This is a genomic window from Paenibacillus sonchi (assembly GCF_016772475.1).
GTDB classification, from domain to species: domain Bacteria; phylum Bacillota; class Bacilli; order Paenibacillales; family Paenibacillaceae; genus Paenibacillus_AQ; species Paenibacillus_AQ sonchi.
The window spans coordinates 1-22,707 of record NZ_CP068595.1; the positions used below are offsets into that span (position 1 = coordinate 1).

Annotated in this window: 30 protein-coding genes; all 30 read left to right on the forward strand. The window is 45.1% G+C overall.

Annotated elements, in window-relative coordinates:
• The first annotated feature begins 190 nt into the window (after positions 1 to 190).
• The 30 genes from JI735_RS00005 (at position 191) to JI735_RS35105 (ending at position 22,643) form a co-directional block, all read left to right on the forward strand.
• On the forward strand, positions 191 to 673 hold the full coding sequence (locus JI735_RS00005) for a ribbon-helix-helix protein, CopG family (RefSeq protein ID WP_202676894.1): 483 nt from the start codon (positions 191 to 193) through the stop codon (positions 671 to 673).
• A complete protein-coding gene (gene mobP3 / locus JI735_RS00010; protein ID WP_202676896.1) occupies positions 654 to 1,889 on the forward strand; it encodes a MobP3 family relaxase in 1,236 nt (411 codons plus the stop codon). The genes JI735_RS00005 and mobP3 overlap by 20 nt, the downstream gene beginning before the upstream one ends.
• A gap of 207 nt (positions 1,890 to 2,096) precedes the next feature.
• On the forward strand, positions 2,097 to 2,729 hold the full coding sequence (locus JI735_RS00015) for a hypothetical protein (RefSeq protein WP_202676897.1): 633 nt from the start codon (positions 2,097 to 2,099) through the stop codon (positions 2,727 to 2,729).
• 14 nt (positions 2,730 to 2,743) lie between these two features.
• The gene (locus JI735_RS00020; protein ID WP_233476191.1) at positions 2,744 to 3,460 is read left to right on the forward strand and encodes a hypothetical protein; all 717 of its coding nucleotides are present in this window, start codon (positions 2,744 to 2,746) and stop codon (positions 3,458 to 3,460) included.
• Between the two features lie 33 nt (positions 3,461 to 3,493).
• Positions 3,494 to 4,333, forward strand: a complete 840-nt coding sequence (locus JI735_RS00025) for a hypothetical protein (RefSeq protein ID WP_202676898.1) — start codon at positions 3,494 to 3,496, stop codon at positions 4,331 to 4,333.
• Positions 4,330 to 4,845 carry a hypothetical protein gene (locus JI735_RS00030; protein WP_202676899.1) on the forward strand — a complete coding sequence of 172 codons (516 nt, stop codon included), beginning with the start codon at positions 4,330 to 4,332 and terminating at the stop codon, positions 4,843 to 4,845. The genes JI735_RS00025 and JI735_RS00030 overlap by 4 nt, the downstream gene beginning before the upstream one ends.
• Complete coding sequence (locus tag JI735_RS00035; protein WP_233476546.1) at positions 4,802 to 6,400, forward strand: VirD4-like conjugal transfer protein, CD1115 family; 1,599 nt, start codon at positions 4,802 to 4,804, stop codon at positions 6,398 to 6,400. Before JI735_RS00030 ends, JI735_RS00035 begins: the two co-directional genes overlap by 44 nt.
• Before the next feature lie 119 nt (positions 6,401 to 6,519).
• Positions 6,520 to 6,744: an Mbov_0395 family pilin-like conjugal transfer protein gene (locus JI735_RS35100; RefSeq protein ID WP_197074276.1), complete on the forward strand. Its 225-nt coding sequence runs from the start codon at positions 6,520 to 6,522 to the stop codon at positions 6,742 to 6,744.
• A 65-nt stretch (positions 6,745 to 6,809) separates the two neighbouring features.
• On the forward strand, positions 6,810 to 7,040 hold the full coding sequence (locus tag JI735_RS00045) for a DUF6133 family protein (RefSeq protein ID WP_039833727.1): 231 nt from the start codon (positions 6,810 to 6,812) through the stop codon (positions 7,038 to 7,040).
• A 54-nt stretch (positions 7,041 to 7,094) separates the two neighbouring features.
• On the forward strand, positions 7,095 to 7,931 hold the full coding sequence (locus JI735_RS00050) for a conjugal transfer protein TrbL family protein (RefSeq protein WP_202676901.1): 837 nt from the start codon (positions 7,095 to 7,097) through the stop codon (positions 7,929 to 7,931).
• A 4-nt stretch (positions 7,932 to 7,935) separates the two neighbouring features.
• Complete coding sequence (locus tag JI735_RS00055) at positions 7,936 to 8,145, forward strand: hypothetical protein (RefSeq protein WP_039833724.1); 210 nt, start codon at positions 7,936 to 7,938, stop codon at positions 8,143 to 8,145.
• Positions 8,146 to 8,155: 10 nt separating this feature from the next.
• On the forward strand, positions 8,156 to 8,494 hold the full coding sequence (locus JI735_RS00060; RefSeq protein WP_039833723.1) for a hypothetical protein: 339 nt from the start codon (positions 8,156 to 8,158) through the stop codon (positions 8,492 to 8,494).
• Positions 8,467 to 8,931 carry a prepilin peptidase gene (locus tag JI735_RS00065; protein WP_051051582.1) on the forward strand — a complete coding sequence of 155 codons (465 nt, stop codon included), beginning with the start codon at positions 8,467 to 8,469 and terminating at the stop codon, positions 8,929 to 8,931. Before JI735_RS00060 ends, JI735_RS00065 begins: the two co-directional genes overlap by 28 nt.
• 27 nt (positions 8,932 to 8,958) lie before the next feature.
• A complete protein-coding gene (gene cpaB, locus JI735_RS00070) occupies positions 8,959 to 9,708 on the forward strand; it encodes a Flp pilus assembly protein CpaB (RefSeq protein WP_039833721.1) in 750 nt (249 codons plus the stop codon).
• The gene (locus JI735_RS00075; RefSeq protein WP_202676902.1) at positions 9,701 to 10,042 is read left to right on the forward strand and encodes a hypothetical protein; all 342 of its coding nucleotides are present in this window, start codon (positions 9,701 to 9,703) and stop codon (positions 10,040 to 10,042) included. The genes cpaB and JI735_RS00075 overlap by 8 nt, the downstream gene beginning before the upstream one ends.
• The gene (locus JI735_RS00080) at positions 10,000 to 10,566 is read left to right on the forward strand and encodes a hypothetical protein (RefSeq protein ID WP_202676903.1); all 567 of its coding nucleotides are present in this window, start codon (positions 10,000 to 10,002) and stop codon (positions 10,564 to 10,566) included. Before JI735_RS00075 ends, JI735_RS00080 begins: the two co-directional genes overlap by 43 nt.
• Entirely contained in the window at positions 10,563 to 11,912 is a 1,350-nt protein-coding gene (locus tag JI735_RS00085) for a CpaF/VirB11 family protein (protein ID WP_202676904.1), read from the forward strand. Before JI735_RS00080 ends, JI735_RS00085 begins: the two co-directional genes overlap by 4 nt.
• A complete protein-coding gene (locus tag JI735_RS00090; protein ID WP_202676906.1) occupies positions 11,909 to 12,322 on the forward strand; it encodes a hypothetical protein in 414 nt (137 codons plus the stop codon). Before JI735_RS00085 ends, JI735_RS00090 begins: the two co-directional genes overlap by 4 nt.
• A gap of 125 nt (positions 12,323 to 12,447) precedes the next feature.
• The gene (locus JI735_RS00095) at positions 12,448 to 12,846 is read left to right on the forward strand and encodes a hypothetical protein (RefSeq protein WP_202676907.1); all 399 of its coding nucleotides are present in this window, start codon (positions 12,448 to 12,450) and stop codon (positions 12,844 to 12,846) included.
• A gap of 232 nt (positions 12,847 to 13,078) precedes the next feature.
• Positions 13,079 to 13,828: a JAB domain-containing protein gene (locus JI735_RS00100; protein WP_202676909.1), complete on the forward strand. Its 750-nt coding sequence runs from the start codon at positions 13,079 to 13,081 to the stop codon at positions 13,826 to 13,828.
• A gap of 15 nt (positions 13,829 to 13,843) precedes the next feature.
• Entirely contained in the window at positions 13,844 to 14,305 is a 462-nt protein-coding gene (locus JI735_RS00105; protein ID WP_202676913.1) for a hypothetical protein, read from the forward strand.
• Between the two features lie 35 nt (positions 14,306 to 14,340).
• Positions 14,341 to 14,718, forward strand: coding sequence for a hypothetical protein (locus tag JI735_RS00110; protein ID WP_202676914.1), 378 nt, complete (start codon positions 14,341 to 14,343; stop codon positions 14,716 to 14,718).
• A 34-nt stretch (positions 14,719 to 14,752) separates the two neighbouring features.
• Positions 14,753 to 15,145 (forward strand): DUF4320 family protein, encoded by a 393-nt coding sequence (locus JI735_RS00115; RefSeq protein ID WP_233476192.1) that lies wholly within the window; start codon positions 14,753 to 14,755, stop codon positions 15,143 to 15,145.
• Entirely contained in the window at positions 15,142 to 15,690 is a 549-nt protein-coding gene (locus JI735_RS00120) for a hypothetical protein (RefSeq protein WP_039832481.1), read from the forward strand. The genes JI735_RS00115 and JI735_RS00120 overlap by 4 nt, the downstream gene beginning before the upstream one ends.
• Positions 15,691 to 15,797: 107 nt before the next feature.
• On the forward strand, positions 15,798 to 16,373 hold the full coding sequence (locus tag JI735_RS00125) for a DUF6550 family protein (RefSeq protein WP_202676915.1): 576 nt from the start codon (positions 15,798 to 15,800) through the stop codon (positions 16,371 to 16,373).
• Positions 16,374 to 16,438: 65 nt separating this feature from the next.
• Positions 16,439 to 18,181: a DUF8193 domain-containing protein gene (locus tag JI735_RS00130; RefSeq protein WP_202676916.1), complete on the forward strand. Its 1,743-nt coding sequence runs from the start codon at positions 16,439 to 16,441 to the stop codon at positions 18,179 to 18,181.
• An 18-nt stretch (positions 18,182 to 18,199) separates the two neighbouring features.
• Positions 18,200 to 18,880 (forward strand): TraC-like domain-containing protein, encoded by a 681-nt coding sequence (locus JI735_RS00135; protein WP_202676917.1) that lies wholly within the window; start codon positions 18,200 to 18,202, stop codon positions 18,878 to 18,880.
• 3 nt (positions 18,881 to 18,883) lie between these two features.
• Entirely contained in the window at positions 18,884 to 19,717 is an 834-nt protein-coding gene (locus JI735_RS00140) for a C39 family peptidase (protein ID WP_233476193.1), read from the forward strand.
• Positions 19,718 to 19,721: 4 nt separating this feature from the next.
• The gene (locus tag JI735_RS00145; protein ID WP_233476194.1) at positions 19,722 to 21,536 is read left to right on the forward strand and encodes a VirB4 family type IV secretion system protein; all 1,815 of its coding nucleotides are present in this window, start codon (positions 19,722 to 19,724) and stop codon (positions 21,534 to 21,536) included.
• A 96-nt stretch (positions 21,537 to 21,632) separates the two neighbouring features.
• A complete protein-coding gene (locus JI735_RS35105) occupies positions 21,633 to 22,643 on the forward strand; it encodes a hypothetical protein (RefSeq protein WP_051051488.1) in 1,011 nt (336 codons plus the stop codon).
• Positions 22,644 to 22,707: the final 64 nt, after the last annotated feature.

Consider the following 22,707-nt stretch of genomic DNA (forward strand, 5'->3'; position numbering starts at 1 on the left):
TCATTGGATAAGAGAACTGCCGTCCCACCACCAGAGGGCACCGCCCGATGGTGGTGGTGTAAAGGCAGGAATAGCAAAATGTCATTTTGCGAGAAAACAGCGTGGAAGCAGAGCTTCCACCGACATTTTTAGTGATTTTCACCCGGCAAACGAATGTCGCTTAAGAGTACCCCAAAGGGAAGGAGATGCCATGGCACAAGCTGAGAAAACCATACAGATCACCGTCAAGCTCCCAAAGAAACAATATGAAGCATTGAAAAAGCATGCAGCTACCAAGCATCTCAGTATGGCAGATATCGTACGTGCCTTTATTCAAAAGGGGATGTCTGTAGATGCCTATACCGAAGAGATTGATTTCATCACTACTATTATCCGCCAGGAGATCACCATTGCCATCAACAGTTTGAGTAACCGGTTAGCCGGACTGGCTAGCAAAGACCTCATCATGTCCGCCGCCTCTTATTACTCCACCATTGCTATCATTGCGGATTTAATCGATGTGAATCGTTATACAACTTTCCGGGAGATTGAGAAGAAGGCTCGGCAGCTTGCAGTGGAATACATGAAGATGAAGCTCACTGATGTGGAGAAGCTATTCCTCTCCGGTGATGGTTTTGAGCAGGATGCTGAGCGACTGCGCGGAGGCGATACCGATGTCGGCTCTGATCTATAAGCAACGCTTCTTCCATCCCAATAAGTCCAAAACTGCAGTCAGCAATTACTGTCATATTGGTTATATCGCCACCCGCCCCGGTGCAGTTCGGCATGATGCGAAAAACCATGGTCTATTCGGAAAACTAAAGCCCGGCGAGATGCAAATATTTGATTCCTGGCAAGAAGTGGCGCGAACTGTCCGAGATATTTCGCAGCAAGGCAAAAACATGTATCGTTGCATTATTTCTTTCCGCAGAGAAACTGCAATGGAACTAGGACTATCAAACTTCACGGCATGGCAGCAGTATATCGAACAACACATTACCACACTTGCAGCACAAAACCAGATTAAAACAGAGAACCTTTGTTGGGCTGCCGCCTTTCATAACGAAATAGATCACCCCCATCTTCATGTAGTGTTCTGGGATAAGAAACAAGAAATCATGAGGAACTACACTTCCCCCAAAATCCCCAACCGCATTCGCAAACAGCTGATTAAAGACACATTCGCTTATAAAATTAAACAGTTTATTGCCATGCGGGATCAGGCCAAATCTGGAGTATCCGAAATTACCGATCAATTGGTAGCAGAATTTGAGAACTATCTGAAACAGTTGAATCCAAAAGCATTTCGAGCATTCCAGCAGCGGTTCGAAATTGACGATGAAGACTCTCTTCTCCTCTTTCCTAAACATCATTTGGTGGAGCCCTCTTCTGTCAAGAAGTTGGCTGAACAGCTTTTTCAATTGCGTCAACAAATGCCGAAATCCGGACGACTTGCGTACAAGCTGTTGCCTCCTGAATCGAAAGCACTGCTGGATAAGTTTGTACAGAACTTGTTGCAAGAGAATCGCTATCTGGCTCAGATGGTAGATGATTACGTTGAGGCCAAAATGAACCTGGCAATGCTTTATGACTCTAATCCAGATCATTTGAACAGGCAGCGTGCTAAGTATCAGGCTGAAGCAGAGAAACGTATCGCCAACCGCATCCTCTCCACGGTTCGCACCATCATCCAGCTAGAGGAGGATGCCAACTTTAACATCAAACAAGCTAATTGGCAGTATGCCATGACAGAGCAATTAGTGCTTGAGCTGCTTAACATGATGGAAGGCTTGGCGATGAATGCCCAAATGGATTACGACGACAAAAGCAAGCTAATGGGCGGTGACTTATCGAAGCAGGCTAAGAAAGAATGGCTTTTTCGAAATAAGGATAAAGGATTCGATAGGTAATGTGAGTCTCCAACCACATCGAAAGGAATGATCAAATGTTTTTTACCAATGGAAAGCTGCAATCTTTTGAGAAACTGATGCGTCAAACTCCACGGAAACATCGACCATCTTCAGAAGACAAACCGAATCAACAATCTCAAGTAATTCCTTCTCAGGAGAGTCCATCTCAGCTCAAGGAACAATCGGCCAATGGAGATCAATAATCGAATGAACGAGGTGCTAGAAGCAGAACTCTCCCGTTTGGGTTTGAATATCCAGCGCGAATCGTCCTCCGTTCTCTCCGTTCTTCATAAGAATGACCCTATCGCGTTTATCCATGATAATGGTGAAATTCATTATCCAGCTAATACCGAAGCTGCACTCGCTCACCAGATTTCGAGCATTCTCGGAAAGGTCTGGGAGATAGAGACTACCTACCGTAATGCTACCCAGCTTGGAATCTCCAGTTTGAGCAGTTACCGCAGTATGCTGGAATATAACCATCATGTATTAGCCGGCCGCTACGATGGGGACGGTGAGTTTCGCTTTGTTACGTGGGAGATGAATAACGAGCGGACTGGATTTGCCATGGGGCATTATTTTTATCGCAATGAATATGGGAAGGCAACAGACGATTTTCTAATGCGAAGTGGATTACTCGACAAAGGTAGATTGTTCGATAGCGATCAGCTCAGTTCGCTTTACACCGCCCTTCTCTATCGCAGCATCAATGATCCCACACTAGGATATAACGAAAAGCAATCCATCGACCTCCTTCTACAGAAAATCGAGTCATTGACTCCCCATTCTCCAAATCTCCTTCATTCGCCACTTCAAGCTGAACTGGATCTCGAACAGTAGCCTTTTTGATAGGAGTGATTCGAACGAAAAGTAAAAGTGAATTTTATAAAAGCTTCTTTGCTGCCCTATCCCAACAAGGGATTGAGGTTCGGCGTTCCACATCTGCGGACTATTTAGCAGATTTGTATCAGAAGAATCAGATCATTGCCTTTTATACGAGGATGGACAGTATTGAACGCAATCCTTTTGTTACTGTCCCGGATCGGCTTATGAGCAGTATTTCAGACCTAGCAAGGAAAACAGCCTTGCAGCTGGGTGTTTGTACTGAAAAGCCATACACCGATAAGGAAGAGAAGATCACAAACGGTGTCTACAAGCTTAGTGAATACGGGGATGTCATTCTGGCTTGCAAACATCATCCTCTATTCGAATATGTATTTTCGACCTACCGTCTCGCTCCAGAGAATGGAATACCGGTACAACGCCAATATTTCTATGACAGAAATGAGGCGATGGAGAACTTTGCCGTCCGCAGCGGCCTGGTAGATGGTAAGAAACTATTCAACCAAAATGAGCTTATTCTCATTCATGATGAGATGGTCAAATTCCTCATCAGTCCCAACGACAAGACGATGGACCAATTCGAACAGGTCCAGATCCTGATCGACCGATTGGAGGAACTACTGCCCGAGCTTAAAGATCGAGAAATCCACCTGAACTACGAACAAGAATTTAGCCATGACTTTGACGGTAACTCGGAGACGCTTGAAATTACCGAAGAAGGTCGGTAACAACTCATCTTTATTATAGAAGGAAGTGAGTCCATGCCTCAGCCCGAAAGCTCGATATGGGGTAATATTTTAACCTGCGCGGAAATTGGCTTGCATGTGTACGGCATGATGGCCGAACACAATAGCGGCATTGTTGTGGATGCTGATTATGCCAAAGAAGTACTCAGTGAAGAAGCGTTGCAAGCTGGAGAGTCACAAGGTGATCATATCTATTTCGACGATGCCAAAAGTATCATCCCTGCCTATGAACTGCTCAAGAAGGATGCAATTACGGATCCGGAATTTAAAGAATGGTGCGGATCGCCAGAAAAACTGGCCCAGGATGGAGAGTTTTTTGCTCCGGAGTATTTTGGTGGAATGACCCCACCAGCAACTACACCTTGGGGAGACATTACGGAAAGCCAAGAGTTCTACAATGGTATTTCCATGGTGAATCATGACGGAGAGTGGGCACTCGCGGTACATCAAACGATCGCAAATCATTGTCTATCGGAGATGGCACAGGAAGTAGCAGCTGGTCAAGAAAACTATCTCTTTTTTCCACTCGATGCTTGCTCCATTCCGGTTTATGAATTATCTGCTTCTCACCCCGCTATACTGGAACAAATTATCAACGAGGATAGTTTGGTGCACACACTATGTGAGGATCATCCCGTCTATGTAACGATGCATAATCTTCATGTTGAAGAATGGGGCCGTATTTATGATCAGCCGGCACCAAGATCACTCTTTCTACAAATACAGCTGGATCAGGAAGCGCGTTTCCCTGTTACGGAACAATACGAAAAATCCCCACAATTCCATCAAGATTCTACCTCCCTGAGAGAACGACCTGATAATTTTTTTGAACCCACAGAGGAGCCGGAGTGGTGAAAACGAAACAAAAGCTGCTGCTTTGCACGCTTTTAATAACCAACGGTTCCATCTTTAATCTCTTCTTCTCTACGGCCCTGCATGGTGCCTTATCCGGTTCAACTTCAACCCTCACTGTCCCCTCCCTAAATGCAAGCCTGGGTAGTCTTATTTCTAGCAGAGTTCACTTTCTGCTTTTTCTTTGTCTTCAAGGATTTACTCTACTGCTATCCACTCTCTTTTTCGTCTCCAATAACCGGCCATATCAAAGTAAACTTAAGCAAATTGCACCCGGGATTGAAACACCAGTAAAGGTGGGACAAAATCAGCATGGTTCCGCACGATGGCTCCTAGAAGAGGAATGGGCTCATGCCTTCGACTGCGAATTGCTCGATTTGCAGCATCCCTATATTCGCCAATTGATTCAATCCGGTTACGACGACCTGCATTTCCGACGAACCGATCAGAAGGAGGACTTTCACCGTGAGGATGCTTCATCCGAAGTCTATTCCGAAAGTGAACGCCGTGATTAACCATCCTCACCGAGCTGCAGCACCACCTCTGATCCAATCGGGTGGTATTGTCCTAGGATTACAACAAGCACGAAACCAGGAGCGTCTTTTCTTTATAGGGGACGATGTTCATTCTCTCTGTATCGGCGCGACGCGCAGTGGGAAATCTCGAACAGTGGTCCTTCAATCCATCGGACTCTTGGCTTTAGCCGGAGAATCATTGGTTATCTCTGATCCGAAAGCAGAGCTGTTTCATTATAGTAGCGTACTGCTGGAGAAGCTGGGTTATGAAGTATTTGCTCTCGATTTCCGCCATCCTGAAAAGAGTCACCATTACAATCTGCTTCAGCCTATCATTGACGCGACGCTGGCTGGAGACCAAGAGCAAGCAGAAATGCTCGCTTGGGATATGACGAACGTGCTGGTAGGCAAAGCTCAGGGTGAAAAAATCTGGACCAACGGAGAAATGTCGGTCATCGCCGCCTCGATCCTAAGTGTCGTGTGGGATAACGTCAAGCGCCCGGAGTTTCAAAATATGACCAATGTCTACTGGTTTCTAGCGGAGATGAACAAACAAATCGGCAACAAAACACCGATGCAGGAGTACATTAAGCGGTTGCCTCAGAACCATCCTGCTCGGGCTCTGCTCAGCATCTCCGACATTGCTCCCTCCCGCACCAAAGGTAGTTTCTATACCTCAGCGTTGACCACATTGCGCCTCTTCACCTCCAAATCCATTTATGCCATCACACACAAAAGCGACTTTTCTTTAGCCGACATCGGCAATAAGAAACAGGTGCTTTTTATTATCCTCCCCGATGAGAAGACAACCTTTTATCCTGTGGCTTCGCTTATGGTATCCCAGTTGTACGAACTGTTAACTACCGAAGCAGACAAACGTGGAGGACGCTTAAAACAACGGGTCAATTTTATCCTTGATGAGTTTGGTAACTTTACGCCTATTGCCGATTTCACAAATAAGTTGACGGTCGGCGGAGGGCGTGGAATGCGCTTTAACCTATTTCTACAGAGTTTCGAACAATTGAAAGAAAAATACGACGACCATGTAGCCAATACGATCAAATCCAATTGTCAGACTTGGATATATCTACAGGCTGACGATTTAGAGACGCTGCGGGAAGTCAGTGAGAAGCTTGGGACATATACAACGTCCAGTTACCAGCTATCTGCATCACATGGCAAATATTCGACGCCCAGCACTTCACACAGCTTGAATCTGCTTGAGCGCAAGTTGTTAACGGTAGACGAGGTGCACCGTGTCTCACGCCCTTATCAGATTGTACTTTCTCGTTCCCATCCAGCAATGATGTATTCTCCCGATCTATCCTCCTGGGCGTTTAACGCAATGATGGGCCTTGGGGACAAGGAGCATAATCGCCAAGTAAGAGAAGAACGAGAAATGCGGCGAATCGTACGAACGAATACCGCTGAGGAGGTGAAACTTTGGAATATTTGGATCTACTATCAGAAAGACATTACCCGGCAGATGGCCGAACAACGGCAACAAGCAACCGCTCAAAGCGGATTCTTCCCTCCAGGTTCAGACGACGATTAAGGTCAGGCCGCTTCTCTTCGGTTATACGAACTGCAGCAGCCGTACTATTTACGCTTTACTACAATTGGGTTGAATCCACATCCGTTTATGCTTCCGGCGACATTAAAGGTAGTAAGCTGGTGACCGGGACTGAGAAATTAATCGGTGATGTTACAACTTGGCTGATGATTCTGGCTCCGGTTGTTTCCGGTTTGCTCATTGTTTATTTTAGTATCCGGCGCTCTGCCGCTGATGAGATGGACACCAAAAAGTGGAACAACCGTATCATTGTTGCCGTTGTATCCTGCATTGGTGCAGTACTCGGCGCAGCCACTCTTAATATCATTATTGGCTACTACAAGTAAATGGGGCTTGCTAACCACAGCAGGCTTTTTTCTATGCTCACATTGAATTCTGGAGGTTATGAACAATGAAAAAAATGATGAAGGCTATAGCGAAGAAATTTGCTCACATGGGGAGCAATGCAAAGAGAGTACTTAGCAACCGAAGCGGGGAAGGTTTCGTGGATACGGCTGTAAAGATCCTGATGGCTGTTGTGATCGGAGCACTCGTGTTAGGCGGTCTGTATCTGCTGTTTGAAGGAACCATCCTGCCCACACTTACTCAGCGGATCAAGGAAATGTTCAACTACAAAGGTTAAGCAGCCTTCAGAGGAAGCGGCGGTCACGCCGCTTCTCTTAGAAAGGAGGAACAGATGGAGAAGATCTTGCTGCTGCTCGTCGTTGCTCTGCTTAACGGGGCGCTAATCTATATGGACACCTTGTTAAAAGATATCCTTCCCATCTCCTTATATGCAGAGAAATACATGACCCTTACAACTGGCACGAATCTACTGGAAAGCTTGTACGATATTTTGTTTGGCTTTGGAGTTGCAGTGATGATTCTCAAATTTCTGAAAAAGGGCTTTGAGATTTATGTACTGTGGACCGATGGCGATCCGGATGAAGAACCGCTATTTCTACTGACCAATTTTTTCAGGGCAATGGCTGTTGCCATTTGTTTTCCCACTATCTATACCTGGATCGGTCAAATGGTTGAAGAGCTAACCAATCAGTTACTGGTCGTCATCGGACAATCGACCGACTACAACTGGCAGGCCTGGGTTAACAGCATCAGCTCACTCGGACTTGTGACAGCACTGTTCGGATTGGTCTTTGTGGTTTGTTTCTTTATTCTATATTTCCAGTTTCTCATGCGCGGACTCGAGATGTTCATCCTTCGTGTTGGCATTCCGCTGGCCTGCGCTGGTTTACTGGATAATGACCGCGGTGTGTTCCTGGCGTATACCCAGAAATTTATGCAATCCATGTTGACGGTAGTCATTCAAATCTCCTTAGCCAAATTAGGTGTGGGGTTGATGCTGCAATCCCATGTCTTCTGGGGACTAGCCTGTATGATGCTCGCGATCAAGACACCACGCTTCCTCTCTGATTTCTTAATTACAACAGGTGGCGGTGGCGGGGTTGTAAACAATGTCTATCACTCCGTCAAACTCGTAGGGATGGCCCGCAAAATGACGAAGGCCGGGTGACTGAATGGATACACTGGAGGAGCTTGCACAAGCTCTTATCGCCTTAATCCGACTTGGCAGTGCCTGTCGCTTGGTATATTGCATGGTACGTCTGGCTGGAGCTGACGAGGAAGCGGCGAAATACAAGAAACGCAGCCGGAACGTTGTACTGTTTTACATACTTGCCGAAAGCATCTGGCAGGTAAAAGATATCATTTTGTTCTATTACCAGTAGGAGGTCTGAGATGACTCAAGAATCGCAAAGTTTGTATATTCCGATGGGTGTGAAGCCGGAAGCCGAGTGGTTTCAGGGTTTTGGCAAACAGCAATTAGGTCAGGCTTTTCTCGGTTCGCTGCTCACTGTACTTCTGGCGCTATTACTTTGGTTGATCAATGGCAGCGTGCCGATGGCCTTAGTTACTTTCTTAACCGGTGTTTCCGCCTCAGTGATGATGACCACGAAAGACCGAAATAATCTGTCCGTTCTCGATCAAGTACACTTTATGATTCGCTTCGCCAAAAGCCAAAAGGTATATCCCTACAGAAGTCTACCTGAATGGCCGTGGCAGGAGAAACAACCTTGAGTCTGTCCCTAAATATCATCCTTCTGAAAGGTTTACTTCTTACCTTCCTCCTGACTTATGCCAGCTTTCAAGATGTGAAAACTCGCCAGATCCCTGATTCTCTTTCCGTAGCTATTACCGCTCTAGGATTCATACACTTCTCTCCTCTTTTCTCCTTATCTGGGATGCTCCTGACTGGCATACCGTACCTTGTTGCGGCTGTAATCTCCAAAGGCAAGCTTGGAGGCGGTGATATCAAACTTATGGCGGCCTGTGGATTTGTGCTAGGTCCTGTAGGTGGCACCATTCAAAGCATCATTGGATTAACACTTGTTCTATTCACTGCTGCAGGTATCGGCATCAAATCCGGTTATCAATCTGCTAAACAAACTTCTCTGCCGCTGGCTCCCTTTTTATCTGCCGGCGGTCTTTTTGCGTTTATCATGCTCCAACTCTAAACCCTTCCTCAGGAGGTCTTGTCTTTTATGCACAGATTTAAAAATCGTTCTGTATTAGGAGCAGTTTGTATTATACTCTCCCTCATCATTTGTTTTGGTGTTGCACCACTCTTAAACCGTGCAGCCAGCGATACCACTCAAATCATCCGTATTACCAAGGATGTTGCCAAAGGTTCGATAATTCAGTCTGAACAGGTAGAAACCGTTGAGGTAGGAAAGCTCCATTTGCCTGAAGCTGTTCTCAAAGCGACGGAGACCGTCGTTGGACAATATGCGGCGGTGGATCTCAAAAGCGGCGACTATTTGCTCCCTGCCAAGTTATCTGCTGATCCACTAGATGCTTACCTCAATCGACTGGATGGGCACAAACAAGCCTTGTCCGTCACAATTAAAAGTCTTGCAGCAGGCTTATCCGGGAAACTTCAACCTGGAGATATCGTGACCTTAATCGCTTCAGATTACGGAGAAATGCGTACGACTACCATGCCTCCAGAGCTGCAATATGTTGAAGTATTGGCTGTCACTGCAAGCAGCGGACTGGACGCCCAAACAGGTACTAACGTCACCGCTGAAGACGATGAGGAAAATGAACTCCCTTCGACCCTAACCCTACATGTCCAACCGCAGCAGGCTCAACTTTTAGCCGATCTTGAGAATAAAGCTAAGCTGCATACTTCCCTCGTGTACCGCGGCGACCCTGCTACCGCCAAAGCTTTTACCGACAAACAAGATGCTTACTTTACAGCCCAGCAAAAGAAAGGAGAGGCAAATGAGTAATAAACCGTTGATCGCTGTTTGGGGCAATCCCGGTAGCGGCAAGACTGTAACGACGATCAAGCTGGCGAAAGCCTTTGCCGCTAAAAAGAAAAATGTTCTGATACTTTGCTGCGATGCCCTTTGCCCCTCCGCTTCCACAATCCTGCCGCAAGCCGCCAAGCAACAACGCTCCCTAGGCGAACTGCTCAGTCTGCCTGCGTTAACCCAAGATGAATTACTACGGTTTGCTCTACCACTGGAAGGTTCTCCTAATATTGCTCTGATTGGTTACAAAAAGGGGACACCGCTTTTATGTATGCTTCTTACGACAGAGAACGAGCTGTCGATCTTCTAACGTTGGCAAGACATCTAGCTGATGTGATATTGGTCGACTGCTCCAGCTATCTGTCCGCTGACCCCCTTTCCACGGTAGCACTGGAACTGGCCGATACCGTCTATCGGTTACACAGTTGTGAGCTGAAAAGCCTCATGTTCTATGCTTCCTATTTACCATTGTTGACGGATTTACGGTTTCGCCGTTCATTGAATGTCTCTGTACTATCCAATGTTAAAGCAGGGCAAGACGAACGGGAATACAGTCAAGTTTTCGGAGGTATTGAGGTAACCCTTCCCTATGTGACTGAGCTTGAGCAACAAACGGCAGATGCCCGGCTGCTCGATGACCTATCTGGCAAAGAAGCAAAAACCTATCTCAGTGGTGTGGAACATTTGATTCAACTGGCTTTACCGGAAGAACACCCGCATGTAGCGAAGTCAAAAGATAAATCCTCTACAACTCCAATCCATAATTCGACAACTTTAAATCTCCTCAATTGGCTGAAATCATTCCTACCAAAACGCCGAGGTGATGGTCAATGAATCAAGCTTCTTCTCTATTTTTCTCTGCCACCCAGTCCAAGCCCTTTACAGATGTGTTAAAGGAAGTTCAGACTTATCTTTCCGGGAAATATGCCACACTAATGAGCCGCCATCCTGAGGAACAAAAACAGCAGATCATTTCCTATATGAGTCAATATCTAACCGACCAACGGCTACATGTGCCAGGACTGACATTCGATGAACTAATCAATCGACTGTATGCCGAGATGGTGGAGTATTCCTTTTTAACCCGTTACCTTTTTTCAAGAGATGTCGAAGAAATCAATATCAATAGCTACAATGACGTGAAAATCAGCTATACGGATGGACGCATACTCCCCGCTGAAGAACAGTTTTCTTCACCAGAGCATGCGGTGGATGTCATTCGGCGACTTCTGCATCAATCCGGTATGATCCTCGACTATTCTCAGCCCATTGTCCGGGGCCATCTGGCCAACAATATTCGCATTACCGTGTTCGGTGCTCCCATTACAGATAAAGATAAAGGGATTGCTGCTTCTATACGGATCATTAACCCTCAGAAGTTAGCCCGAGAGGATTTTATTCAGAATGAAACAGCGACCGCGGAAATGCTGGACTTCCTTAGCATCTGTCTAAGGTATGGGTTATCCATGTGCGTCACTGGAGCCACCGGCAGCGGGAAAACAACCTTGATGAGCTGGCTGCTCTCAACGATCCCCTATGACAAGCGTATATTCACTATTGAAAATGATTGCCGTGAGTTTGATCTGGTCATTACCGACGAAAACGACCGCGTTCTGAACAATGTGGTGCATACGGTGACACGCTCCAGCGAAGACTCCCGCCAGCATATCGATCAGGAAAAACTTCTGGAATTTGCCCTGACTGCCAACCCGGATATTATTTGCGTCGGGGAAATGAAATCCGCTGAAGCTTTTGCCTCTCAAGAAGCAGCTCGAACCGGTCATACTGTGATTACCACTACCCATGCGAATTCTTGTTTTGCTACCTACTACCGCATGGTAACGCTCTGTACCCAGAAATATGATATGAATGATCAGACCCTGTACAACCTGGTAACAGAAGCTTTTCCACTCATTTTGTTTGTGAAGAAACTTGAGGACAATACCCGCAGGATGATGGAAATCACAGAATGCTGCATCCTGCCAGATGGTCAGCGTGTCATTCATACGCTATTCCGGTTTGCCGTCCATGCTACTTACGAAAGAGCCGGCCATATTTGCATCGACGGCGCTTATGAGAAGGTTAGTGACATTTCCATCGGCCTACAAAAACGTTTGCTCGAAAACGGTTTACCCTTATCTTCATTGCAACGCTTGCTATCTGGAGGTGAAGCCTCATGACGTTTATGCTGCTGTTAGCTTCTATCGGTTTAACTGTAGGCTGCATGTTGATCCTGCAATTCACTCCTTACACATTAGCCCAAGAACTTTCCGAACTACTCTCCCATTTGTCTATTCGAAATCAATCCTTAACAAAACGGATCCGTGCTGTTCAGCATCCAAAGAAACTTAAAGGCTGGCAAGCTACAGTTCATGAAGCTCATGCCATTCTAGAACAGACGGGTCATAGTCAACGTTTTGGATTACTCATCACCGGTTCTCTATCCTTAGCAATTATAGGAGCTATGCTGGCAATCCTCATGAACAACTTGTGGCTGTTGCCCGTAATGGCTGGGGGATTTGCCCTACTCCCTTTTGGGGTGTCTTGTTCAGCTCTACCTTCTACAAGAAGCGGCTTGGTAGTGAACTAGAAACGGCTCTCTCCGTCATTACCACCTCCTACCTGCGTAACGAGAATATTCTGGCAGCGATTGAAGAAAATCTCCCTTATTTGAATCCTCCCGTAGCAGATGTGTTTCAAGCATTCCTAGCTGAAATGAAACTGATTCATGCCAACCTCAGACTGGCGATTCTACAGCTTAGAGGCCGGATTAACAACACTGTTTTTCAGGAGTGGTGTGATGCACTGATTGCCTGTCAGTATGACCGAACGTTGAAATCCACACTCATGCCCATTGTTGCCAAATTGTCCGATATGCGCGTTGTCTCGGCGGAGCTTGACTATTTGCTCTATGAGCCCTTAAAAGAATATCTGACCATGGCTATTCTACTCGTCGGCAATATTCCCATACTTTATTTTCTGAATCATGACTGGTTCCATACATTGACTACGAGTACTCCTGGGCATGTTGTGCTTTCAATCTGCGCGTTGACGTTGTTTGTCTCACTGGCAGCAGTAATCCGGTTTACACGTCCTCTGGAATACAAACGGTAAGAAGGGAGAATGCAAATGCACGATTCTATTCGGTTACTATGCAATTTGATTGAGGCATCCCCGCAAGAGCGGATCATCTTACAATCCCTGATTGAGGAACACGGGTTCCGTAACTTTTGGGACCGGTTCGAGGAAAAGGAACTGTCTGGTGATTTAAAAATCAAGCTGCAGGCAGTAAAGAAGATCCTACTTGCATTGGAGCCAGTCCCATCTCCTGAAAGGAGCGAATCCAATGGGCCAAGACTCTCTTGATAAGAGAATGGTCAAGGAATATATCCAATCCCTTCATCAGTTAACGGGAATTCCACTCGATAAATTAGAGAACTATGGAAATACCAATAACCTAATGAATGCTCTGGAGCATCCCCATTCCCTGGAACTCACTTCAACGCAATTACAGAAAGTAGAGCAGCTTAATGAATTCCTCATCTCCCATCGTGTTCTGCAGTGGGAAGTGGAGAATACACAGCAAAAAATCACCTCTCCAGAGCTGGCAGGAAGCTACTTTTCAGCATTTTTACAAGGGCTACGGGACCGAGAACGCTTCATGGTCGCCTTCTTAGATAATGGGAATCATGTGATTGAAACTCGGATTATTTCTGAAGGTGGTCTCACTGAAGCTCCTGTGTACCCCCGCAATATCTTAAAGGCTGCGCTGAATTGTGACTGCACTTCCATCATTATGGCGCATAACCATCCGGGCGGAAGCCTAAAGCCATCTCGGGAAGATATAGAGATGACCAAACGAATGGTTGCGATCTTCGAACCGCTTCATATTAGTATTTTGGATCACATCATTATTGGTAATGCTGGCTTTACTTCATTGACACAGACGGGGCAATTACCGAAAGCAGCTGAAGAGGCGATTAGTTATGAGGCCATCACCCTCAAAAGTCTGGAGGAAGTCGAACGTTATATTCCCGCTCCTTACCCGGAGCCTGTATGGGATGGTGTAATCCGTGAGGAAGAATGGGAGCGCTAAAGGAGATGACGGTCTATGATGTCCGGATTACTATTGTTCATTGGTTTGTTTTTCGCTGCTGGAACTTATCTCGTATTAGCGGATCTGATTAAACTTCCTACCCTTGCTGCTACAAAGGCTGTCATTCGGGTCGCCCGAACTGGGAAGAAAAGCAGTTCTACATTCGATGCTCTCATCTTTCGTATGTCTTCCTGGCTAGCTCCTAAACTTCCACTAAGCGATTACTATAAACGCAAAACGGCTGCAACCCTTCAGTCAGCTGGCATTCCACTAACCCCACAAGCCTATGTAGCTCATTCCATTGTAAAAGCAGGTCTTATTTTTGGTGGAGGATTAGTCAGCCTGCCAATTCTACCGCTGATTTCACCACTCTTTATCTTTTTGGCGATCGCTGTGTTCTTCAAAAATATAAGTACGGCAAGTGAATCTGTTCGCAAAAAAGAGAAGAAATTGAAGCCGAACTCCCCCGGTTTGTAGCCACTATCGCGCAAGAACTTAAAGCCACCAGAGACGTGCTGCGGATGCTTGAGGTCTACGCCAAGAATGCTGGGAGCAGTTTGCAGAGCGAATTATTTATCACTATAGCGGATATAAAGAGCGGCAATCAGGAGACGGCCCTGCTGAGGCTCGAGACACGTATTGGCAGCACGATGTTATCCGATATTGTACGGGGGTTGCTAGCCGTATTACGCGGGGATCAGGGAGTTGTCTATTTTGAAATGCTCGCACATGACTTCAAATTGGTAGAGATTCAGCGACTCAAGCTTATTGCAATGAAGCGTCCAGGCAAAGTACGTAAGTATTCATTCTATATGCTCGGCTGCTTTATGCTGATGTACATTGTCATTTTGGGCATGGAGATCATGCGGGCAATGGGCAAGTTATTCTGATGCATACCATCCAGAAGGAAAGGGGGAATGCTTGGTGTCCATCCTCCGAAGTAAGCGCGGAGAAGGTTACGTCGATGTGGTGGTGCTAGTATTGGCCGCCATGTTATGCGTAGCTCTGGCGATTAAGGTGTTTCCAGTCTTTGTTGTGAAGCATCAGTTGGACACTTTCGCCGCCGAACTAGTACGAGAAGCTGAGATATCCGGCAGAGTTGGCAGTGAGACAACAGAACGGGCTAATGAATTACACACACAAACTGGTCTATATCCTACAATAACGTGGAACAGAACCGGACAAATTCAAATTAATGAAGAAGTAACGGTAACTTTGAAAACCACTGTTAATATCGGACTATTTGGGGATTTTGGCTCCTTCCCCATTGAACTCTCCGCTAGAGCTCAAGGAAAGTCTGAGGTGTATTGGAAATGAAGTGGCTGACTAACAAATCCGGTAATGGCTTTCCGTTAGTTGTTGCCATTGTGTTGGCAATACTGATGTTTTCCTGTGTAATTTTTGAATATATGCGACTAACAATTATCGCCAGTAGTGTACGAGATGCCGTGCAAAGCTCCATTATTGCCGTGGTTGCTGAAAACTACAGTAATGTATACAGCAGCCTGCGGCAAAGTTACTCCGGCGGTTATTTACGGTCCGGAAACGAATGGCAGGAGCAGGTCTCCATAGGGCATATCTATCCTCGGCTACAACAGAATTTGGGACTGATCGAACAAGGGACACGATATGCCAAGCTAATTGGAGATCAAGCAGAATATAGTGTATCTGGATTAACCGTAACACTTATCAATGCACCGTTCGCCCCTTCCTCACCGAACACCATAGAGCAATTAACCGCTGAAGCAGTAATTCAGCTAGAGGTACCACTTTCCTTTGGCTGGGGGCATCTACCTTCTATGAAGGCAGAATTACATGTTAAAGCAGTATATATGCCTCGGTTCAACTCACAAACTCATTAAATATTTATGAGTTTGCTGATTTCATTGGAATTTACAGATTTATACAGTAAAATAGAAGAACGGGAGCCTCTTGTAGAACACTAATATGCTATAAGGAGTCGAGAACAATGAAGCGAAAGATATGGGCTTTTGCCGGAGGAATTGTGATTGTTGGCCTTATTGTCACTTTGGCAGCATGGCCAAATCAAGACAGTAGTCAGATTCCTGATTCAACAAATACTATAACCGCAGCAGATCCTTCTAAGATCAATGTTCCTGAAAAAGAGCCAAGCCCTACTAACTTCTCCCAGAATCCACGCCCAAGTTCATCCCCCATCTCTGTTACCGAAATCACCCCTCAGCCTACTATATCTGAAACTCCCATACTTCAACCGGAAAAGGAAAAGAAGAATGTTGAAGTACCTATTACCCAACCTGCAAAAACACCAAAACCTACCCAGCCTCCTAAGCCCAAAGTTAAGGCATCTACAAAACCACAATCTCCTGCTTCTACTCCAGCTTATGAGGAAAAGACAACTCAGCCTAATAGACAAAAAGATGAACCAAAGGCTGGAGCTAAAAATAATGATGGGAAGGTTTACGTTCCTGGCTTCGGATGGGTTGAGGACCAAGGGGGAGGAACTCAAGTTGTTGAAACTGGAAATGATGGTGATTTGAATAAGCAAGTTGGAGACATGGATTAAAATCACAAAACATGAGAAAAGACGCGGCGTGTTGCTGCGTCTTTTTCTTTTTGGAGGCATTGGTTATGAGTAGATTCTTAAAATGTATGTTTATCCTATTACTTACGATGACCATTTTCATGCCGTATAGTATAAACGCTGATGGTACTGGTGATGGGAATATCGACATTGGTGGTGGGGGTTTAGGTAGCGGTAGTGGGGATAACTTTTGGAATACAAACGATGAAGGAGTCAGGGTGACTGTAATAAGAGCAGCTGATCAAATTGCTGTATCTGCCTCTATTGATTTTACAAATCGCACTCCTCCAAACTCACTTATTCATTTCGGAAAAGTCAGTAAACTACAATACAGCAAAGAGACAACCTTAAAACCATCAACTGCCCCTTACACATATGTACAGCCTGGAGAACGTCTACCTTTCATTATTAAGTCGAGTAAAGCTGAACCGAGTTTAGAGCTTATCAAAAGATATTTTTGTTCCGAGTACATGGCAATGCGCATTGCGAACGCAACAAATATTGATTACGAGACCTTAATAAATGGTAACTACAAACTCCTTATAGAACCCATCGCTTATATCACCTTTCAAGGTGTGCAGATGGCGATGACTGCACATGAAGCCGCTTTGTATGATCAAATTCTAAATGGTGGCTTACGTTCGAAAATGGTTAGCCTCACTCATCAAAACCTACCATTATCCATATTTCTAGAGACCTCCGATCTTGGCTTCCCCGCTTGGAATGGTTCTACCACCAGTCGTGTCAGTAACGATCAAATTATTACTTCCCTTGGTTTGGGCATCGTCCGCTTTAATAACGCCCCTACTATCCCTTCCCCCAGTCAGACCAGCTACCAATACCGGACAGATACCGATGTGATTACCTCCGTACATCTTTCCACCTCTGCTGAAATCACACCCGATAATTCTGCACGAGTTACATTTTCGATTATGGGCAGCACTTACACAGTGACGAATATCGTCATTCCGGAAGGCGACAGTCAGTTGGTTTGGATAAAATGGCATACACCTAGCACACCACAATCAATCTCTATTCAGGTGCGCTCAACAAACGGCTCTCTTAATGTTTCTTCTATAACAGCTTCTATTGTCGATCTAAACCAGAATCCCCCGCCCAATCCTACTGCCACAGATCGTAACGATTCATTTCATCTCCCTCCAGTTCCTAACTATCCATCAAAAACTACTTCTTCCTGGGGAATCTGGTCGGCTAGTTGGCATGCATACTGGGTCTGGATTTCTAACTGGCAATGGCACAGTACCGGAAAGGATACCGGTTATTGGATAGACTATGGATATTGGAATGATCGAGGTTGGTGGGATTATATCTGGACTAGTTATTTCGCTTCCCTCTCTGCCACTCAATCAGTCATCCCCGATACTAAATCACCATCTCTTTCCTCCAGTAGGATGAAATCAGGCTATGGCATTGAGATAACCAGCAACAGCACTACCTCTTCTAATGCTCCTAGTAGTCACATCACCGGTGCCCAGCACGCCGTCACCTATTTCCCAGAGTTTTCTTATCAAACCTACTGGCGGCTTCATGACCTTAAATCAGGTGGAGTGAACGCCAGTTTTTGGTTAAAGAGAAATGAATACTCTTCCTACCAGAGTCGAGTTCATTTTACGCCAGTTTGGTTCCCTGATGGACCCTATATTCCAATTACACGCATTCTGGATGCCTGGACACCTGAAGGCATGTTGACTCTTCAACTGCAAGAAACGATTACGATCTCCGGGAACCTATTCTCTGATTGGCATATTGCACCGAAAAAAACAAAATAGAAAGTTGGTGCTGCTTTTATGTTGCTGCCCATTATTGTGCTGCTCCTCTGCCTTCTTGGCGGAGGAGCTGTTTTATTTCGCCTCATGAAAAGTAAATCAAAATCCAACATCACCACTGATCTTGCCATGCAAACAGCACAAGAATTCGTCCAAGTACAAGACATTCATGGAAACTTCCTTCATACTCAAGACGGTTGGCTGATGAGCTATTTACGGATCTTCCCGATTAGCCTGGATTTATTGAGCACCTCTGAAAAGCGGATGCTTATTAGCAAGCTGACAGCCGAATTATCCTCTTTCAACTATCCATTTAAGTTTCTTGCAGTAAGCCGCCCTGTAGATATTTCCCCTCTAATTTCAGAACTCAGTGCCTTACTCTCTACCGCAGACCCTAAGCAGAAAGAACTGCTTCGACAAGAAATGCTGGAGATGAACACGCTCACTCTCTCAGGTGAAGTAGTTGAGCGACAATTTTATTTAATCCTCTGGCAGCGTCAAAATGACGGGACTGAACGGGATCTCTTGGACAAAGTTAAACGGCTTGCCCAGCATTTTGAAGAGGGCCAAGTACAGACCCAACTTTTAAAACAGCAAGACATCGTTCAGTTATGCAACCTAGTTAACAATCCCTCCTACACCCACCTCGAAACGACAGAACCTGAAAATGTGATTCCTTTTCTTGCGAAGTTGGAGGTGTAGAATTTGGATCCCTTCACCGCGAAGTTACTTTCCAAAATAGCCCTGAAAATCGCTTCCGACGAACAAGCTCGCAAACGAATGTTGATGCTGATTTTAGTTCCGGCAGCCACCTTGTTAGTTCTCATCGCTATGGTTCTACAACTGCTTACCTCCCCCTTAGAGTCACTCAAAATATGGCTCTCGGCAGATGAAACTCCCATTGTAAATGAAATGCGTATCGACTATGGCTTCACCCAAATTCTACAAAATAACGACGAAGGATATGTGGAAAGTCAGGGACAGCAATATGAGGGAGTAACGTTTAAGGATGGAAGTCGTGAGGTTGTCTACTACAACCAAATGGACTCCCGTTGGGCAGATAAACCTTATGGTCCTAGGGATACCATTGGAGTATCCGGTTGCGGTCCAACTTCCTTATCAATTGTCGTTTCGACCCTCACGAGTAAAAGGATCGATCCAGTCTCTATGGCTAAGTGGGCCTATGACAATGGTTATTTGGCAGAAGGAACCGGTAGCTACCATAGCTTGATTCCTGATGGTGCACAGCATTTTGGTTTGAATGTGCAAGGGGCTGCTCAAAAAGACAAGCAAACCATCATTAATGCCTTATCCAGTGGAAAACTCGTTGTTGCCATTATGGGTAAAGGTCACTTCACTTCCTCTGGTCATTTCATGGTACTTCGAGGCGTCACCACAGAAGGCAAAATTCTTGTCGCTGATCCAGCCAGTCGAAAGCGAAGCGAGCAGGCATGGGATTTCTCCATTATTTTGAATGAAGCCCGAGAGAATGCAGCAGCAGGTGGCCCCTTCTGGATCATAAGCGGAAAGGAGAACTGATATTTTGAAACCCACATCTCCATCTTTATCTGTGAATCCTTCGCTTCTAAACGCAATCACTCCTATGGGCCTGGAGTTTTCTCGTAACGGCCTTGTGATTGGTGAACAAACAGCTAAAATGTATGGCGTCATTCAGTATCCTCCCAAAGCAGATGTCGGTTGGCTCTCCACTCTAACCAATATGCCATCTACCATGGTATCTATCGGTTTTCAACCTATAGACAATAGCGCCTTAATCTCTGCAATATCCAAATCCATTACACAAAATCGCAGCATGGCTGACAGTGCTAAAGATCCTCTAACCCGTCAACGAGCAGACAAGGCGGCTACGGACGGTGAGAATATTATGATGCAGATTGACCAAAACGGTGAAACGGTAGGTCTCATGAATGTAATGGTCATGCCATTTGCGGAAGATGATAAGCAGTTCACTCGCGCATGTAGACGTGTTGAAAACACCTTAAGTATGATGCGCTGCAAAATTCGCAACCTGGCCCATCTTCAAAAAGAGGGCTTTCGTCACCTATCCCCCATGTACCCTGCACAAGATCAAATTGGGGATATCTTAAATAAAATCATGCCAATGAGTACCTTCATTGGAGGCTTCCCTTTTGCAAGCTCTGGCTTCAACGACGGAACGGGTTATTATTTCGCTAAGGACGCTAGCGGCGGATTGGTCATCGTCGATACATGGAAACGTGGCGGCGACCGGACCAATTCAAACATCGTCATAATGGGCGTAGCCGGCGTAGGTAAATCTACAGCTGTAAAACATGTGGCACTTAGTGAATACATGAAGGGTACCAAAATTATTTTTATTGATCCAGAGTCGGAATATAAGGAGCTTTGCCAGAGGCTAAATGGCGACTGGATTAACGCCGGTGGTGGATCTAATGGTAGAATCAATCCTCTTCAAATTCGTCCAGCTCCACGCGATGAAGAGGATGAGGATTTTCCGCTTTATAAAGATGAAGGTAATGGTATGTCCGATATGGCTCTGCATCTTAAGAATCTAGAAATCTTCTTTAACCTCTATATTCCTGATCTTACAATGATGCAAAAAGCTGTTCTCAAGCAGTGCTTGATTGAGTTATATAATCAGTTTCTAATTACGTGGACCACAGATATTACGAAACTAGCCAGCACCGACTTCCCTACTTTTTCTGACCTCTACGCTCTGATTGATGGCAAGGAAAAGAAGCTTGGAGATGATGTGTATAAAGAATTGTCCCTACTGTTGCATGATATTGCACATGGTGGGGACTCTTTTTTATGGAATGGTCACAGCACGATCCAAACCCATAGCCGCTGCATTTGTTTGGACACCCATACTCTTCAAAATACTTCTGAGAATATCAAGCGAACTCAATACTTTAACCTCTTATCCTGGTGCTGGGAGCAAATGTCTCAGGACCGAACAGAGCGGGTTCTGCTGATTTGTGATGAGTGTTATTTAATGATCGACCCTAACGTCCCGCAGAGCCTAGTATTTTTACGAAATGTTGAGAAACGCGCTCGAAAATATGAAGCCGGATTGGTAATCATTTCTCATAGTGTTGTCGACTTTCTAGCACCTGAAGTCAAGATGTACGGGCAAGCGCTTTTGGATATTCCTTGTATCAAAATACTGATGGGTACAGACGGAAAAAACCTACAAGAAACACGAGAGCTTTACAACCTAACGGACGCGGAAGAAGAACTTCTGGCCAGCAAAAAGCGCGAGCATGCTTTGTTGATGATTGGCTCCAAGAGGCTGCATGTCCACTTTGATATCCCTGAATATAAGTTTGCTTATATGGGAACAGCAGGAGGACGATGAGCATGGACAAAAAGAAACAGCTCATTGAGCTTTTTTTCTATATGGGTCTAGTGGTGATCGGGATCATTTTGTTATTCATGAAGGAAGGGTAAAATTATGATTCTATATCTGACGAGTAGTGGCAAGAATAACTTGCTTGATTTTATCGAGGATGAATTGGAACTACCGATAAAAAAGTTAATTGGGTCATTTTCTCTCAATTTCTTCGTGGTCAAAGATATGCGTTACTACAACCATGTTCGCTATGTAGTAATTGACCGAACATCTATTCAAGAATCCGATGAAGAAACTATACAAGCCCTTTCATCCTATCGGATGATGTATGAAATGCGAATCATTTTAATTGATGAAGGACTGCCGACAAGCAGTCCTTTTCTGCAACAATTAATCCAATTGAATATACAAAACGTGGTTACAGCGGAGGGCTTTGAAGAAATACAGGATGAAATCCGAGAGTGTTTTTCTGAAGAGGGCATGCAGCGACATAACAACGTCCAACTTCAAAACTCTCCACTTGAACAAGGAGGCCTGTTTTCAACATTAGAACAAGAAGTGAAATACCGCTTTAACTGTACGAATCTCACAATAGCAATTGCTGGATGTGATCGACGTGTAGGTGTCACCACCACGGCATTTAACCTGGTATGCTGGATTAATTCTCATGGAGGAAAGGCATGTTATGTAGAGTCAAACAGTAACAACCACCTTGCTCACATAATTCAATTGTTTAAGCCGGAAAAGTCAGGAAATGCCTATACCATGGAGGGTTCTGATTTTTATTTTACAAAAGAGTTAAATCGAGACTATAACTTTATCATAGTTGACTGCGGCGTACTAAAAGATAAAGCGATCCAAACAGATTTCGTTGATTCAGACATCCGCTTAATCTGTAGTTCAGCCATGCCCTATGAATTGGCAGGATTCTACCGGGCTATGGAGCGGTGTAAAGCACTCTCTGTACAAGCCCTAGGATTATTTGTGCCTGATAATATTAAGACGTATTTGTCACAAACTATTAGTCAGGACATCATCTACTGCAATAATACTCATGATTTATTTGATTCTAAAGCCAACGAGACTGCATTTAGAAAGGTTCTTAATTTATGAAAATCCAATTAGCAAATTCAGACTGTTCAAATCCCTTATGATTTCTTCCTATAACGGCTCTTCG

What these genes read in the sequence shown, in the direction of transcription:
- JI735_RS00025 (WP_202676898.1), top strand. Translation starts at nt 3,494, where the DNA reads ATGCCTCAGCCCGAAAGCTCGATATGGGGTAATATTTTAACCTGCGCG.
- JI735_RS35105 (WP_051051488.1), top strand. Translation starts at nt 21,633, where the DNA reads ATGATTCTATATCTGACGAGTAGTGGCAAGAATAACTTGCTTGATTTT.
- JI735_RS00120 (WP_039832481.1), top strand. Translation starts at nt 15,142, where the DNA reads ATGAAGTGGCTGACTAACAAATCCGGTAATGGCTTTCCGTTAGTTGTT.
- JI735_RS00035 (WP_233476546.1), top strand. Translation starts at nt 4,802, where the DNA reads ATGCTTCATCCGAAGTCTATTCCGAAAGTGAACGCCGTGATTAACCAT.
- JI735_RS00080 (WP_202676903.1), top strand. Translation starts at nt 10,000, where the DNA reads ATGTATGCTTCTTACGACAGAGAACGAGCTGTCGATCTTCTAACGTTG.
- JI735_RS00135 (WP_202676917.1), top strand. Translation starts at nt 18,200, where the DNA reads ATGTTGCTGCCCATTATTGTGCTGCTCCTCTGCCTTCTTGGCGGAGGA.
- JI735_RS00005 (WP_202676894.1), top strand. Translation starts at nt 191, where the DNA reads ATGGCACAAGCTGAGAAAACCATACAGATCACCGTCAAGCTCCCAAAG.
- JI735_RS00130 (WP_202676916.1), top strand. Translation starts at nt 16,439, where the DNA reads ATGAGTAGATTCTTAAAATGTATGTTTATCCTATTACTTACGATGACC.
- mobP3 (WP_202676896.1), top strand. Translation starts at nt 654, where the DNA reads ATGTCGGCTCTGATCTATAAGCAACGCTTCTTCCATCCCAATAAGTCC.
- JI735_RS00075 (WP_202676902.1), top strand. Translation starts at nt 9,701, where the DNA reads ATGAGTAATAAACCGTTGATCGCTGTTTGGGGCAATCCCGGTAGCGGC.
- JI735_RS00065 (WP_051051582.1), top strand. Translation starts at nt 8,467, where the DNA reads ATGGCCGTGGCAGGAGAAACAACCTTGAGTCTGTCCCTAAATATCATC.
- cpaB (WP_039833721.1), top strand. Translation starts at nt 8,959, where the DNA reads ATGCACAGATTTAAAAATCGTTCTGTATTAGGAGCAGTTTGTATTATA.
- JI735_RS00105 (WP_202676913.1), top strand. Translation starts at nt 13,844, where the DNA reads ATGATGTCCGGATTACTATTGTTCATTGGTTTGTTTTTCGCTGCTGGA.
- JI735_RS00125 (WP_202676915.1), top strand. Translation starts at nt 15,798, where the DNA reads ATGAAGCGAAAGATATGGGCTTTTGCCGGAGGAATTGTGATTGTTGGC.
- JI735_RS00015 (WP_202676897.1), top strand. Translation starts at nt 2,097, where the DNA reads ATGAACGAGGTGCTAGAAGCAGAACTCTCCCGTTTGGGTTTGAATATC.
- JI735_RS00095 (WP_202676907.1), top strand. Translation starts at nt 12,448, where the DNA reads ATGAAACTGATTCATGCCAACCTCAGACTGGCGATTCTACAGCTTAGA.
- JI735_RS00090 (WP_202676906.1), top strand. Translation starts at nt 11,909, where the DNA reads ATGACGTTTATGCTGCTGTTAGCTTCTATCGGTTTAACTGTAGGCTGC.
- JI735_RS00050 (WP_202676901.1), top strand. Translation starts at nt 7,095, where the DNA reads ATGGAGAAGATCTTGCTGCTGCTCGTCGTTGCTCTGCTTAACGGGGCG.
- JI735_RS00085 (WP_202676904.1), top strand. Translation starts at nt 10,563, where the DNA reads ATGAATCAAGCTTCTTCTCTATTTTTCTCTGCCACCCAGTCCAAGCCC.
- JI735_RS00060 (WP_039833723.1), top strand. Translation starts at nt 8,156, where the DNA reads ATGACTCAAGAATCGCAAAGTTTGTATATTCCGATGGGTGTGAAGCCG.
- JI735_RS00055 (WP_039833724.1), top strand. Translation starts at nt 7,936, where the DNA reads ATGGATACACTGGAGGAGCTTGCACAAGCTCTTATCGCCTTAATCCGA.
- JI735_RS00100 (WP_202676909.1), top strand. Translation starts at nt 13,079, where the DNA reads ATGGGCCAAGACTCTCTTGATAAGAGAATGGTCAAGGAATATATCCAA.
- JI735_RS00045 (WP_039833727.1), top strand. Translation starts at nt 6,810, where the DNA reads ATGAAAAAAATGATGAAGGCTATAGCGAAGAAATTTGCTCACATGGGG.